This is a genomic window from Chitinophaga hostae, from assembly GCF_018224885.1.
In the GTDB taxonomy this organism is placed as follows: Bacteria; Bacteroidota; Bacteroidia; order Chitinophagales; family Chitinophagaceae; genus Chitinophaga; species Chitinophaga hostae.
Genome location: NZ_JAGTXB010000002.1, coordinates 117,091 through 131,816, shown reverse-complemented (window position 1 = coordinate 131,816; position 14,726 = coordinate 117,091). Strand labels below are relative to the sequence as shown.

The following is a 14,726-nucleotide window of genomic DNA, read 5'->3' as shown; positions in this document are numbered from 1 at the left end:
AAACCAAGTTTACAAAAAGTAATATTTTAATACCTTTGTGTCCATTTTAAATGGAATGAATTAACCATTACATAATATATCGTATGGATATTTTCGAGAAACTGCTGAAACATCTGGGCCCGATCGGGGAACATTCAGACAGAGCCCATGGCTATTTCGCATTTCCTAAGCTGGAAGGAGAAATAGGCCCCCGCATGAAGTTCCGGGGCAATGAAAAAATTGTCTGGAGCCTGAACAACTACCTCGGGTTGGCTAACCACCCGGAAGTACGTGCTACAGACGCACAGGCTGCCGCCGACTATGGAATGGCCTCTCCCATGGGAGCGCGTATGATGAGCGGTAACACCAACTACCATGAGCAGCTGGAAAATGAGTTGTCCGACTACATGGGCAAAGAAGCCACCACGTTATTAAACTATGGTTACCAGGGTATCATGAGCGCCATTGATGCCGTTGTAGGCCGCAGGGACGTAATCGTATATGATGCAGAGTGCCACGCCAGTATCCTGGATGGTTTACGTTTGCACCCCGGCAAGCGTTATGTGTTCAAGCATAACGACATGGAAGATTTCGATAAACAGATGAAGCGTGCAACTGAACTGGCTAAAACCCAGGGCGGCGGTATTCTCGTGGTAACAGAAGGCGTATTCGGTATGGCCGGTGACCAGGGTAAACTGAAAGAAATTGCTGCATTCAAAGATAAATATGAGTTCCGCCTGCTGGTAGATGATGCCCATGGCTTTGGAACAATGGGTAAAACCGGCGCCGGTACCGGTGAGGAACAGGGTGTTCAGGACAAAATTGACCTGCTGTTCAATACCTTCGCTAAATCCGGCGCTTCCATCGGCGCTTTCATCAGCGGCGAAAAAGCCATCATCAACTACCTGCGCTATAACATGCGCTCCCAGATCTTTGCCAAATCCATTCCTTTGCCTATCGTCATCGGACATTTGAAACGTGTGCAGCTGATGCGCCAGCATCCTGAAATGAAGGCAAAACTGTGGGATAATGTAAATAAACTGCAGAACGGACTGAAAGCCCGCGGCTTCAACATCGGCAGAACCAATTCACCGGTTACGCCTATCTACCTGCACGGCGATATTCCTGAAGCAACCGCTATGTGCCTCGATCTGCGCGAAAACTATAACATTTTCTGCTCTATCGTGGTATACCCGGTTATTCCAAAAGGACAAATCATCTACCGCCTGATCCCTACCGCTGCCCACAGCGATGAGGATATTGAGCTTACACTCAAGGCTTTCAGCGAAACCAAGGCTAAACTCGACGAAAAAGTTTACCAGGTGGCTGAAATTCCGATGGTATAACAGTCACACCCAACATATTAAAAGCCTTCCTGCTTTCCAGGAAGGCTTTTCTATTAAAAATGGGAAAAGGCCAGAGGGGTTATGGCAATAAGGTAAGCCAATCCAGGGGTAAAAAACAAAAGGGCTGATGTTACTCAGCCCTTACAACAAATCGTTCTTTCACTAGGTGTAATTTTTCATTAGATTTCATCAGGACATGGTAGAGAACAAATGGTTTTCATAGAAATTGGAATAACCAAGTGATTCCAAATATTTTATAAAAAATATTTTATTTTAATTTTGGTTTTCTCTTCATCGATACTTATCAAAAATAGGTGAGATTTTAGCAAAAAATCTAACACATAAGTTGTATTTTGTTAACAGCTTGTTAAAGATAAATACTGCGACCTCATATCATCCCAGTGTAAAAAGCCCTTGTTTTTCCCCATCTGATCGATAAATTTCCCTTTTGCGTAAACACTAACCAGCGATATGGCGATACCTTTGCGGCGGAAGCAAAACATACTCAGGCTTTTATCCGGTTATGGCAGGTAAAGGCAACATACAGATCCACTCCTATAGCACTTTCAGTGGACAGGCAGTTGGAACGCTGGGTACAAGGTCAAACTGATATTAAACGACAGGTATTGAAAATTCAATGGAGTAAGCAACTTTTCCGGGTACACCGGATTACTGGCTTAATAGCCGGCATTATGCTGTTGCTGTTAAGCATCACCGGCAGCATGCTGGTTTTCAGCGATGAAATAGATCATGCCCTCTATGCCGACGCCTATCATGTTCCCCCGCAAACCCAGCCCAGAACATTACAACAGCTGATGCAGGACGCGCGGCAAACCCTTCCCGGCAATCCGTATCTTTTCTTTACCCGTCTCCCCCAGGCGCCCGATGAAAGTATCGTGCTGAGGGCCGAATATGCAGCAGATCACAAGGTATATGTCTTCCTAAACCCATATACCGGGAAAGTATTACAACAATACTCCAATACAGACCATTTAACGGGCAATGTGCTTTACCTGCACTTTACCCTTATGGCAGGTAAAACAGGGGCTACAATCGTCCTGATTACCGGTATAGGCCTGTTTTTATCTATTCTCACCGGCATCTTTATTTACCGGAACTCCATCATCAAAGTACTGACCTTCCGGGTAAAACCGGAATGGCATAACCGGACCCGGCGCTGGCGTAACCTGCACCGCATACTCGGTGTGTGGGCACTGCTGTTTAACCTGCTCATTTCCTTTACAGGCTTTATGATGGAATTGAAAGTGCTGGACAGCCGGAGCACAAAAAAAGCCGGATATGCCTCCCTCCCCTTCACCGGCGAATATGAACCGCTCATCGCCAAAGCCCGTACCAGCATACCTGGCTTCCAGGTAATGGGTGTACGTCCTCCCAAAAAAACAGGTGACCCCGTAAGGATACTTGGGCATGCACACGAACCATCCTTCTTTGGAGAATATGCTTCTTCCGTTTTTATCACCGCTGACGGCAACATCAAAAAGAAGGTGGATTTCAGCAAGGCTTCCTTTAGTGATCAGTTCAACGCCTGTATAGCGCCCCTGCATTTCGGCAACTATGGCGGTATTATACTAAAGATCATTTATTCTCTTTTGGCCTTAACCCCGGGCGCATTATCCATTTCAGGCTTCCTGATCTGGTATCGCAGAAAATATATTATTAAAGTACACAACAGGATATAACATATACATGAAGAAGATATTTATTTGGGGGTTGGTGGCAATATTGGCCACATTGGAGGTAGCAGCACAGCAAATACCAGGTACGGCAAAGGATACGGCGCGCACTTCAGAGGTAGGACTGAATGAGATAATAATCACCGCCGGCCGTAATAAGGAAACATTAGGTACAGTACCGGCTTCCATTACTATTATTTCCGGGAAACAGTTACGCGAACAAAGCGCCATCACTACAGATATTAACCAGTTGCTGAGTATGAATGTACCCGGACTTACGCTGGGAACCAATACCTCTACCAACAAAGGCCAAACACTTCGCGGTCGCGGCATGCTGATCATGATCGATGGTATTCCACAGTCTACCCCGCTGCGCAACGGTGATAAAGACATGCGCAGCATAGACCTTTCTGTGATAGAGCGTGTGGAAGTGATTAAAGGATCCACTGCTATCTATGGCAATGGCGCCGATGGTGGTATTATTAACTTCATTACCATCAAAGCCAATCCCAATAAACGTTTCAGCGGCAATACCGATGTGAGCGGATTGGGTTCCCTGTTCCACCCATCGAATACCCTGGGCGGCCGCATTTCCCAGAATTTCTCCGGCAAAATCAACAAGTTCGATTATGTGGCCAGTGGTACTTATGAACAAACCGGCGTGGTAAAAGATGCAGATGGCGTAATCGTTGCGCCTTTCCAGTCGCTTGCACAGAACAAAAATCTAAACCTCTTTGCAAAACTCGGTTATGACATCAACAGCAACAACCGCATTGAAGTGATGTATAACTACTACCGGACTATGCAAAACGCCACCTATGTGGATTCCGTTACCGGGAAGTTTGGAGAAGCACCGATTATTGGCGTAAAAGGTACTAATCCCGGCGACAAACAGGGTACTCCCTACAACCACAACGCCTATGTTAACTATACCAATAAACGTGTTTTCAAAAACACATCACTGAATGTAAACCTTTACTACCAGCGGTTTTACACAGTTTTTGAATATTCCGATTTTTACGCGCCTCCCGGAAATTCTGCCATTGTTTCCAAAAAAATGGGGGCAAGGGTAAACTTCAATACCGTATTTAATTTTCATCCCAACTTATTCGGCGACGTCACCTGGGGTGTGGACATCCTGAATGATAAAACCTCCCAACCCCTGACCGATGGCCGTCCTTTTGTACCGGAGATGAATATGAAAAACTATGCACCGTATGCACAGTTGAAAACCTATTTGTTTAAAGACTTCCTGGTAAAAGCAGGGGTGCGGTACGAAAATATCTCCCTGAATATTCCGGATTATACTACCATCAAGTTTGGCAACTATGCCGGTGGCGTATTTGTAAAAGGCGGCAACCTCCCTTATGAAGCCCTGGTGTTTAACGCAGGCCTGCGCTATACAAAATTCCCGGCCTTTAACCCGTTTGTGAGTTACTCACAGAGTTTCTCCCTGTATGATCTTGGCCGCACACTGCGACTGGCAAAAGCGGTGAGCAATGGTACTACCAGCATCAATACCATCGAAACCAAAGCTATTATCACCAACAATTATGAAGCTGGCTTTAACAGCAATATCGGCAAATTCAATGCTTCCGGCGCTTACTTTATCAGCACCTCCGACCTGGGTACCAGCTTGAAAGATGTAAACGGCGTAGCCGTACCGGAACGCGCCCCGGAAAGAGTACAGGGTTTTGAAATTACAGCAGGTTACCAGGTACTGCATAACCTGTCGGTCAGCGCAGCATACGCCCACGTGGAAGGGAAAAAAGACGTGGGTGGCGTGAAAACATGGTTACCTACTACGCGCATCTCCCCGGATAAAATGACGGTGAATGTGAATTACTCCCCGCTGAAACAATGGGACCTGGGAGTATACTATATTTATTCCGGCGTGCGTAAACGTTTCGACATCAATCCTCAAACAAAGCAATATGATCTGGGCGCCGGACCTGTGAGCGATTTCTCCCTGGTGAATTTCTATACCGGCTATCGCTTCAATTCCTCGTTTGCGGTTCGCCTGGGTGTGGATAACCTGCTGAATGCCGACTACTACCCTGTTGCCTCACAGGGAAGAGTACGCACTGATTCGTATATCAAAGGCAGTGGTGCAAGGTTTAATGCAGGATTCAGATATAGATTTTGATAGCTGTTAGCCATTAGCTGTTAGCTTTTAGCTGTTCAACGCCATAGCTGTTTATGATAGCTTTAACTGGATATAAAAAGGGCTCGCATAGTGTTTATGCGGACCCCTTTTTTATAAGCTCATTAGCTGTTAGTTGTTCAACACCAGAGCTGTTTATGATAGCTTTAGCTGGATACAAAAAGGGCCCGCATAGTATTTATGCGGGCCCTTGTTTATAAACTTAACAGCTAACTGCTAATAGCTAATAGCTATTTCTTCATATTCTCCTCAATAGCGGTATTATATGATTTCTTCCAGGTGCTGACGTTGCCCCAGTCTTCACCGTTTACCTTGATGTGTTCACCGGTAACAACACCGAGTTTCTCATGGCGAACAGAAACATCGGAGGCATCTACCAGGCCGTGCATCAGTGCTTCAAACTTCTCTTTATCTTCCGGTTTAACGGTTACTACTACGCGGCTCTGGCTTTCACCGAACAGGTAGGCGTCTTTACGGAATTTGTTATTGGTGGTCAGTTCAAAGCCCAGTCCATTTGGCATAGCGCTTTCCAGCAGGGTTACGAATAATCCGCCATCGCTCACGTCGTGCGCAGAGCGGATCAGGCCGGCTTTATTCAGTTTGGCGATAGCCTGGTGTACGTGCAGTTCTTCATCGAGATTGAAGTGAGGCGCAGGGCTATATTCTATGCCGATGATTTTGTGCAGGTATTCGGAGCTGTTGATATCGTTACGGCTGCGTCCTATCAGGTATACCAGGTTGCCTTCTTCCTTGAAGTCGAGGGTAATGCGCTGGTCGAGACTGTCGAGGATACCCACCATACCAATGGTAGGAGTTGGATATACCGGACCGTCGGGCGACTGGTTATAGAAGCTTACGTTACCACCGGTAACGGGTGTGTTGAATTTGCGGCAAGCTTCACCCATACCTTGTACAGCGTGTACAAACTGGTAGTAAACTTCCGGATCGTAAGGATTACCGAAGTTCAGGCAGTTGGTAATAGCTACCGGTTCACCACCGGAGCAAACGATGTTACGGGCAGCTTCTGCTACAGCGATCTGACCGCCTTTATGAGGATCGGCGAATACATAACGACCGTTACAGTCGGTAGTCATTGCCAATGCTTTCTTTGTTGGTTTTACCAAAACGATGGCGGCATCGCTTGGGGCGTTGGTGCTGGCATTTGCGGTACCCACCATGCTATCGTACTGGTTGTAGATCCAGCGTTTGGAAGCGATGTTTGGCAGGGCCACCATTCTTTCTGCTACGAACTGCGGATGTTCTGTATCAGGAATGTTGTGGATATCAAATGCTTTTACCTTAGCAAAGTAAGCTGGTTCAGTGTAAGCGCGGTGATATTGCGGAGCGCCGCCACCCAGTACCAAACTTTCAGCAGGAACGTCTGCTTCCAGTTCGCCGTTCATATAGAACTTCAGGCTTTTATCTTTGGTTACTTCACCGATCTGTACGCAATGGAGATCCCATTTCTCGAAGATATCCAGTACCGGTTGTTCTTCTCCTTTCTTCACCACGATCAGCATGCGTTCCTGGCTTTCGCTCAGCAGCATTTCCCATCCTTTCATATCTTTCTGACGGGTAGGTACTTTATCTAACCAGATATTCATACCGTGTTCGCCTTTAGCACTCATTTCAGCGGTGGAGCAGGTAATACCGGCGGCGCCCATATCCTGCATACCAACGATAGCATTGGTTTTGATGATTTCGAGGCAGGCTTCCAGTAATTTCTTTTCCTGGAAAGGATCACCTACCTGAACGGCCGGCAAATCTTCCACGCTGTCTTCCGTGATATTGGCAGAAGCAAAGGAAGCGCCGCCAATACCGTCTTTCCCGGTAGCAGAACCAACAATGAAAACAGGATTGCCTTCACCATAGGAGGTAGCGGAAACGGTTTGTCCTACTTTTACGATACCGGCACTGAATGCATTTACCAGCGGGTTGGTACCGTAGCAATCTTCAAAATAAACTTCACCACCCACGGTAGGTACGCCGAAGCAGTTACCGTAGTGGCCTATACCATGTACAATACCTTTTACCAGGTGTTGTGTTTTCTTATCATTAATATTACCAAAGCGCAGGGAGTTGAGAGCGGCAATGGGCCGGGCGCCCATGGTAAAGATATCGCGGTGAATTCCACCTACGCCTGTCGCAGCACCTTGAAAAGGCTCAATAGCAGAAGGGTGGTTATGCGACTCTATTTTAAATACAACCGCGTAGCCATCACCAATATCTACCAGGCCGGCATTTTCTTCTCCTGCTTTTACCAGCAGTCTGTCACCTTCGCGGGGCAGGGATTTCAGCCAAACGATTGAATTTTTGTAAGAGCAGTGTTCACTCCACATTACAGAATACATACTTAATTCTGTAAAATTGGGTGTACGGCCTAAAATGGATTTAATTCGTTCAAACTCGTCAGCGGTAAGTCCTAGCTGTTCAGCAATTTCTACGGTGGTTTGCATGTATTAAAGTATAAAAAACGAGTAATTTAAAAGAAGTCGCAAAAGTACATGTTTTTCCTGCAAATGCCAAGAAGTCGGCCGCTGGCTCCGGCGTGCAAATTTTTGACCTGCCATGTCATATTATTAATTTTTAAATTCATCAGATTAAAGATGAGCGAAGCACAAATATTTAATCAAATGACAAAAAAAGGGCGATTTTAAAGCCCTAAATGTAATTTTTCAGTTAAAATGAACAATTTATTTGCATTTATAGCTGCGGTTGCGTTCTTTTGTGTAAAATATTTTACAGCATGCAATCGTTACGTTTCAAAGCGCTGGAAGGATTAGCTGGCGTAGACTCCACTCTCACCGAACATAATGGTAAAATCACCGAAGTGTTTGGCAGCAATGTTTTCACTGGTAAAGTTGTTCGGGAATATCTGAGCGATGAGGCTTATAAGAGCCTGATGAATTCTGTTAAAAATGGCACCAAGCTGGAACGTAAAATGTCCGAGCAAATTGCATCCGGCATGAAAGCATGGGCTATGAAAAAGGGTGTGACTCACTACACACACTGGTTTCAGCCATTAACCGGTACTACCGCCGAAAAACATGATTCATTTTTCACTTTGAAAGGTGATGGTACTGCACTGGAAACTTTTGATGGTGATGCATTGGTACAACAGGAACCAGATGCTTCCAGTTTCCCTAACGGTGGTTTGAGAGCTACCTTCGAAGCCCGCGGCTACACTGCCTGGGATCCTTCCTCTCCTGCCTTCATCCTGGAACAGGGTTATGGTAAAACACTCTGCATACCTACTATCTTTGTAGCCTACACCGGTGAATCACTGGATTACAAGGCTCCATTGCTGAAAGCATTGGCTGCTATGGACAAAGCTGCAGTAGACGTATGTAACTATTTCGATAAAAACGTTACCAAAGTAACCGGTACCCTGGGTTGGGAACAGGAATACTTCCTGGTAGACGAAACAATGGCTAACGCCCGTCCTGACCTGATCATGACCGGTCGTACCGTTGTTGGTCACGCACCTTCCAAAGGTCAGCAGCTGGAAGATCATTACTTCGGTGCCATTCCTGAGCGTGCTTACGCTTACATGCGCGATTTCGAAGTAGAATCTTACAAACTGGGTATTCCTTTAAGAACCCGTCACAACGAGGTTGCGCCTTCCCAGTTCGAATGTGCTCCAATATTTGAAGAAGTAAACATCGCAGTAGACCACAACTCCCTGCTGATGGATGTGATGAATAAAGTGGCTAAACGTCACAAACTGAAAGTGTTACTGCACGAGAAACCTTTTGCAGGCATCAACGGTTCCGGTAAACATAACAACTGGAGCATGTCTACAGACACAGGTGTAAACCTGCTGGCTCCCGGTAAAACACCGAAGACCAACCTGATGTTCCTCACTTTCTTTGTGAACACCATTAAAGCGGTACATGACTACGCTGACCTGATGAGAGCCGCTATTGCTTCTCCAAGCAACGACTTCCGTCTGGGCGCTAACGAAGCACCTCCGGCAATTATTTCCGTATTTACCGGTAAATACCTGTTCGATGTACTGCAGGAAGTTAAAAATCGTGTTAACAACAAATTCGACGAACAGGACGAAGCTATCCTGAAACTGGATCTGCACCGTCATATTCCTGAACTGTTGCTCGATAACACCGACCGTAACCGTACTTCTCCTTTTGCTTTCACCGGCAACAAGTTTGAATTCCGCGCGGTAGGTTCTTCTGCAAACTGTGCTTCTGCAATGACTGTGCTGAATACTATCATGGCTAAAACCCTGGTTGACTTTAAAGCAGAGGTTGATGCACTGATCGAAAAGGGCGAGAAAAAAGAGATTGCAATTATGCAAACTCTTCGGAAATATATTGTAGATTCGGAAAAAATACTGTTTGAAGGCGACGGATACAGTGAAGAATGGGAAAAAGAAGCTGAGAAGAGAGGTTTAGCTAACGTAAAAACCACTCCGAAAGCACTGGATGCCATGGTTACTCCTAAAGCAACCAAACTCTATGCTGAGACCGGCGTTTACAACGAAAAAGAACTGCACGCACGCCACGAAATACTGCTGGAAGATTATGTGAAGAAAGTGCAGATCGAAGCCCGCGTTATCGGCGACCTCGCTACCAATACTATCCTCCCGTCTGCTATCAGCTACCTGAACGACCTGGTGGCTAATATCAACGGCCTGAAAGGAATTGGTCTGGGCGAAGAATCCGTTAAAGCTCAAAAACAAATTGCTGCTAAAATAGCTGAACATATTAATGTAATCAGTGAGAATGTACAGGCTATGATCGAGGCACGTAAGGTAGCTAACAAGCTTACCGACAGCCGTCAGAAAGCGATTGATTACTGTGAAAAGATTAAGCCGTACTTTGATGTGATCCGCTACCACTCCGACAAACTGGAGTTCCTCGTGGATGACAAAAAATGGGCACTGCCTAAATACAGAGAGCTGCTTTTCTTGCGATAAAACCGTAAGATTGTTTTGGTGTATGATTAGCCCCGGATTTTCATCCGGGGCTTTGTTTTTTACCCCCGCTACAGGAGAGTTACCACACATAAAAAAATCCTCCGGGCAATGAAGCCGGGAGGATGCTCAAAATAGTATATCCGTTACCGTTATACCAACTTAAACGTTTCTGTAAACTTGGTGGTAAAGTTACCTTTACGGAAGTTTTCATCACGCATCAGCTGCTGATGGAAAGGAATCGTTGTTTTAACACCTTCGATCACAAACTCGCTCAATGCGCGCTCCATCGTATTGATGGCCTCTTCGCGGGTTTGCGCCATAGTAATAATTTTCGCTACCATGGAGTCATAATACGGCGGAATAACGTAACCGGCATAGATGTGGGAATCCACACGTACGCCATGACCGCCGGGAATATGCAGCGTAGTGATTTTACCGGGAGAAGGACGGAAATCGTTGTAAGGATCTTCCGCATTGATACGACATTCGATGGCATGCATCTGTGGCGTATAATTTTTTCCGGAGATAGGAATACCTGCTGCAATCTTGATCTGCTCTTTTACCAGGTCGAAATTGATCACTTCTTCCGTAACACCGTGTTCTACCTGGATACGTGTATTCATTTCCATGAAATAGAAATTGCGGTGTTTATCTACCAGGAACTCAATGGTACCAACACTTTCATAGTTGATCGCACTGGCTGCCTTGATAGCTGCTTCCCCCATTTTCTCACGCAGCTCAGGCGTCATAAACGGAGAAGGCGATTCTTCTACCAGCTTCTGGTGACGACGCTGGATAGAGCAATCCCTTTCACTGAGGTGACATACTTTACCGTATTGATCACCTGCTACCTGGATTTCAATATGACGGGGTTCTTCCACGAATTTCTCCATGTAGATACCATCGTTGCTGAAAGAAGCACGCGCTTCATTTTTAGCCATGTTGTAGGCAGTCTCTATCTCACTTTCTTCCCATACCACACGCATACCTTTACCACCACCGCCGGCAGTGGCTTTGATGATTACCGGAAGTCCCATGCCTTTTGCAATTGCCTTGGCTTCTTCCACGCTTTGCAGCAGTCCTTCAGAACCTGGAATAACCGGTACACCGGCAGCAATCATGGTTTCCTTAGCGGTCATCTTATCTCCCATTCTGCGGATCATATCCGGAGTGGGTCCGATGAACTTAATACCATGCTCACCACAGATTTCAGCAAAACGGGCATTTTCAGCCAGGAAGCCGTATCCGGGGTGGATAGCGTCTGCATTCGTGATTTCAGCAGCAGCCATCAGGTGAGGGATGTTCAGATAAGACTCCGTGCTTTGTGGTTTGCCTATGCATACTGCTTCATCGGCAAATTTCACATGCAGGCTGTCTTTATCTGCTGTAGAATAAACTGCCACCGTTTTGATACCCATTTCCTTACAGGTACGGATAATCCGAAGGGCAATTTCACCGCGGTTGGCAATCAATATTTTTTTGAACATTGTTTTCCTTATAAGTTAATAATAGCTGTTAGCTTTTAGCTGTTAGCCTTTAGCGGTTCAGTCCTGACCTCAGTAAGGATTGAAAAGCTAAAGGCTAACGGTTAAAGGCTATTATTACGGTTCAACTAAGAATAAAGGCTGGTCGTATTCTACCGGAGATGCGTCATCTACCAGTACTTTCACAACTTTACCACTTACTTCACTCTCTATTTCGTTGAATAACTTCATTGCTTCGATGATGCACACCACTTTACCGGGAGCTACTTCGTCACCAACGTTGATGAAAGGTGCTTTGTCCGGACCGGCGCTGCGGTAGAAGGTCCCGATCATGGGAGATTTGATAGTAACCAGGTTGCTTTCTTTGGAAGGAGCTGGCGCAGCAGCTGCGGGTGCTGCGGGAGCGGGAGCTGCTGCAGGAGCTACAGCGGCTACTGCCTGTGCGGGTGCCATGGTTGCAGGAACGGTGATTACCTGTTGTACTTCGTTATCCTTCTGTTTTATTGTAATCTTAAACTTGTCCTGTTCAATGCTCAGTTCACTGATATTTGATTTGTTGATCATTTTTACCAGTTCCTGAATCTGTTTAAAGTCCATGTAGACAGTTTTTGGTTTAGAAATATAGAATATGATGGCTCGCAAATTTCACGCATTCAGGAATATTGCTTCAGAAAGAATTATCCCTCAGAAACAAAATTCCCACCCGGAAACCCACAATGCCAAATGATTTATGCTTTTACTCTCTCGATGTACTCACCATTCTTGGTATTAACACGGATCAGCTCTCCCTCGTCCACAAACAACGGCACCATCACAGTTGCTCCGGTCTCCACAGTAGCGGGTTTCAAAGTACGGGTAGCAGTATCACCTTTCACACCTGGCTCGGAGTAAGTTACCAGTACCACAATTTTGTCTGGTAATTCTACTGCCATATACTGCTCCGTTTCTGTATTGATCTGCACACTTACTTCCTGTCCTTCTTTCAGGAATTGCGGAGCATCTATCGCTGTTTCCGGCATAGCTATCTGCTCAAACGTTTCATTATCCATGAAGTTGTAGCCGGTATCATCTTTATATAAGTATTGGAAAGCTTTCTTTTCAATGCGGATAGGGAAGATGGTGTCTCCTGAGTTCCATGTGTGCTCTATAGAACGGCTATTGTCAACGCCCTTCAATTTAGCCCAAACCTTTGCGGCTGCACGGGCGGTTTTGTTCTGACCAAACTCTACAACAGAATACAAACTGTTATCCAGCTTGATAATTAATCCTGTTCTGATATCTGCGGTGGTAGCCATAAATAGGTTACTGATTTTAAGTTAAAAATTTATACGGATTGCAAAAGTAAAAATTTTCGCATATGAACAAGCAACTAATTCCCAAAATTAGATAGATTAGTCCCTTTTCGGCTCAATTTTCGTCATTTTTATTCAATAAATGACATTTATCCGGTAAATTTAAACTCAAATCAAGAAACTTTTATAAGTATGCGCTACGTGTTTTTAGTTATTTTAGGCTGTTTACCCGTGTTTTTGAAGGCTCAAACCAATGCTAATCCTCCGGCAAAACCACCATATTTACAGTATCCGATCATTCCAGCCTTCCCACTTACGCTCGTGGATGGCCATTCAATTACAAAAAACGATCTCAAGCGGAACGAAAAAACGATGGTGTTTGTGTTCAGTGTTGACTGTGATCACTGTAAGCACCTGACCGAAGAAATGTTGAAGAATATTGACAAATTTAAAAAAACACAGATCCTGATGGTCACCCCGTTTAAGGTAGAACAAATGAAGGAATATTATGATCAGTATAAGATCAAAAACTATCCAAACATCATTATGGCCAGCGAACCTACCCGTCAGATCATGTATTTTTATGACCTCCGTTACTTCCCCGGATTATACATATATGACAGGAAACAGCAGTTTGTAAAGGGCTTTGAAGGAAGTGCCAAGATAGATTCCCTGCTGTTTTATCTGAACAAATAATCCTTTGGAAAATGTGCCTGTATGACCGGTTATTCTAAAGCCGAATCATTACATTTGTTTAATCACAATCATTCTTCACTTTTAAAGCTATAGACAAAATGAAAGTTACAGTAGTAGGAGCCGGGAACGTAGGCGCAACGTGTGCCAATGTGCTGGCCCACAAAGATTTTCTGCAGGAGGTGGTTTTATTGGATATTAAAGAAGGAACGGCTGAAGGTAAGGCCCTGGACACATGGCAACAGGCTCCCATTGATTATTACAGTACCAAAATTACAGGAGTGACTAATGACTACACCAAAACCGCTAACAGCGATGTAGTAGTGATCACGTCAGGACTTCCGCGTAAACCTGGAATGAGCAGGGATGACCTGATTTCCACCAATGCCAACATTGTGAAATCGGTGACTGAAAATATTACCAAACATTCTCCGGATGCCATTATCATCATTGTGAGCAATCCTTTGGATGTAATGACCTATTGCAGTTATCTCAGCGCCAAAAAAGACAGCAGTAAAGTATTTGGTATGGCCGGTATACTCGATACCGCCCGTTACCGCGCTTTCCTGGCAGATGAAATTGGCTGCTCACCGAAAGATATACAGGCAATCCTGATGGGTGGCCATGGCGATACAATGGTGCCGCTGCCACGTTATACTACCGTAAGTGGTATTCCTGTAACAGAACTGGTAGCCAATGATAAACTGGAAGCTATCATCCAGCGTACAAAAGTAGGTGGCGGCGAAATCGTAAACCTGCTCGGCACTTCTGCCTGGTACGCTCCGGGAGCTGCCGCCGCGCAAATGGTGGAAGCGATAGTAAAAGATGAAAAACGTATTTTCCCCGTATGCGCCTGGTTATCCGGTCAGTATGGCCTCAAAGATATCTACCTCGGCGTACCTGTAGTACTGGGTAAAAACGGAATAGAAAAAATTATCGAACTGCAACTGAATGCAGCAGAAAAAGAATTATTGAATACCTCTGCCCAACATGTAAAGGAAGTAATGGACGTACTGGATAAAATGCAGTCGGCTACAGCATAAGTATTTTTGTCTTACTCAGGATTAAACTGATTTTGTCTTACCCAGGATTAAACTGATTTTGATGATTTCAGGATTATACTTTTACAGGATTTAAA

General features: G+C 45.1%; 10 protein-coding genes. 6 read left to right on the top strand and 4 right to left on the bottom strand.

What is annotated here, in order from left to right; translation table 11 throughout:
* Window positions 1-83 precede the first annotated feature (83 nt).
* The 3 genes from KE626_RS04755 (at window position 84) to KE626_RS04745 (ending at window position 5,165) form a co-directional block, all read left to right on the top strand.
* Window positions 84-1,325 (top strand): aminotransferase class I/II-fold pyridoxal phosphate-dependent enzyme, encoded by a 1,242-nt coding sequence (locus KE626_RS04755; RefSeq protein WP_211971732.1) that lies wholly within the window; start codon window positions 84-86, stop codon window positions 1,323-1,325.
* A gap of 569 nt (window positions 1,326-1,894) precedes the next feature.
* Window positions 1,895-3,025 carry a PepSY-associated TM helix domain-containing protein gene (locus KE626_RS04750; RefSeq protein WP_211971731.1) on the top strand — a complete coding sequence of 377 codons (1,131 nt, stop codon included), beginning with the start codon at window positions 1,895-1,897 and terminating at the stop codon, window positions 3,023-3,025.
* Window positions 3,026-3,032: 7 nt separating this feature from the next.
* Entirely contained in the window at window positions 3,033-5,165 is a 2,133-nt protein-coding gene (locus KE626_RS04745; RefSeq protein WP_211971730.1) for a TonB-dependent receptor, read from the top strand.
* A gap of 248 nt (window positions 5,166-5,413) precedes the next feature.
* On the opposite strand, the gene purL is transcribed toward KE626_RS04745, so the two are convergent.
* A complete protein-coding gene (purL, locus tag KE626_RS04740) occupies window positions 5,414-7,639 on the bottom strand; it encodes a phosphoribosylformylglycinamidine synthase subunit PurL (RefSeq protein ID WP_211971729.1) in 2,226 nt (741 codons plus the stop codon).
* A 290-nt stretch (window positions 7,640-7,929) separates the two neighbouring features.
* Here purL and KE626_RS04735 point away from each other — a divergent pair, with 290 nt between their 5' ends.
* Window positions 7,930-10,119 (top strand): glutamine synthetase III family protein, encoded by a 2,190-nt coding sequence (locus KE626_RS04735; protein WP_211971728.1) that lies wholly within the window; start codon window positions 7,930-7,932, stop codon window positions 10,117-10,119.
* Window positions 10,120-10,268: 149 nt separating this feature from the next.
* Here the strand turns inward: KE626_RS04735 and accC are convergent, their stop codons facing one another.
* The 3 genes from accC to efp form a co-directional block, all read right to left on the bottom strand.
* On the bottom strand, window positions 10,269-11,606 hold the full coding sequence (gene accC / locus KE626_RS04730) for an acetyl-CoA carboxylase biotin carboxylase subunit (protein WP_211971727.1): 1,338 nt from the start codon (window positions 11,604-11,606) through the stop codon (window positions 10,269-10,271).
* Between the two features lie 114 nt (window positions 11,607-11,720).
* On the bottom strand, window positions 11,721-12,200 hold the full coding sequence (gene accB, locus KE626_RS04725) for an acetyl-CoA carboxylase biotin carboxyl carrier protein (RefSeq protein WP_211971726.1): 480 nt from the start codon (window positions 12,198-12,200) through the stop codon (window positions 11,721-11,723).
* A gap of 131 nt (window positions 12,201-12,331) precedes the next feature.
* The gene (gene efp / locus KE626_RS04720; protein WP_089903140.1) at window positions 12,332-12,898 is read right to left on the bottom strand and encodes an elongation factor P; all 567 of its coding nucleotides are present in this window, start codon (window positions 12,896-12,898) and stop codon (window positions 12,332-12,334) included.
* Between the two features lie 189 nt (window positions 12,899-13,087).
* Here efp and KE626_RS04715 point away from each other — a divergent pair, with 189 nt between their 5' ends.
* Complete coding sequence (locus KE626_RS04715) at window positions 13,088-13,591, top strand: peroxiredoxin family protein (protein ID WP_211971725.1); 504 nt, start codon at window positions 13,088-13,090, stop codon at window positions 13,589-13,591.
* 98 nt (window positions 13,592-13,689) lie between these two features.
* A complete protein-coding gene (mdh, locus tag KE626_RS04710; RefSeq protein WP_211971724.1) occupies window positions 13,690-14,631 on the top strand; it encodes a malate dehydrogenase in 942 nt (313 codons plus the stop codon).
* Window positions 14,632-14,726 lie beyond the last annotated feature (95 nt).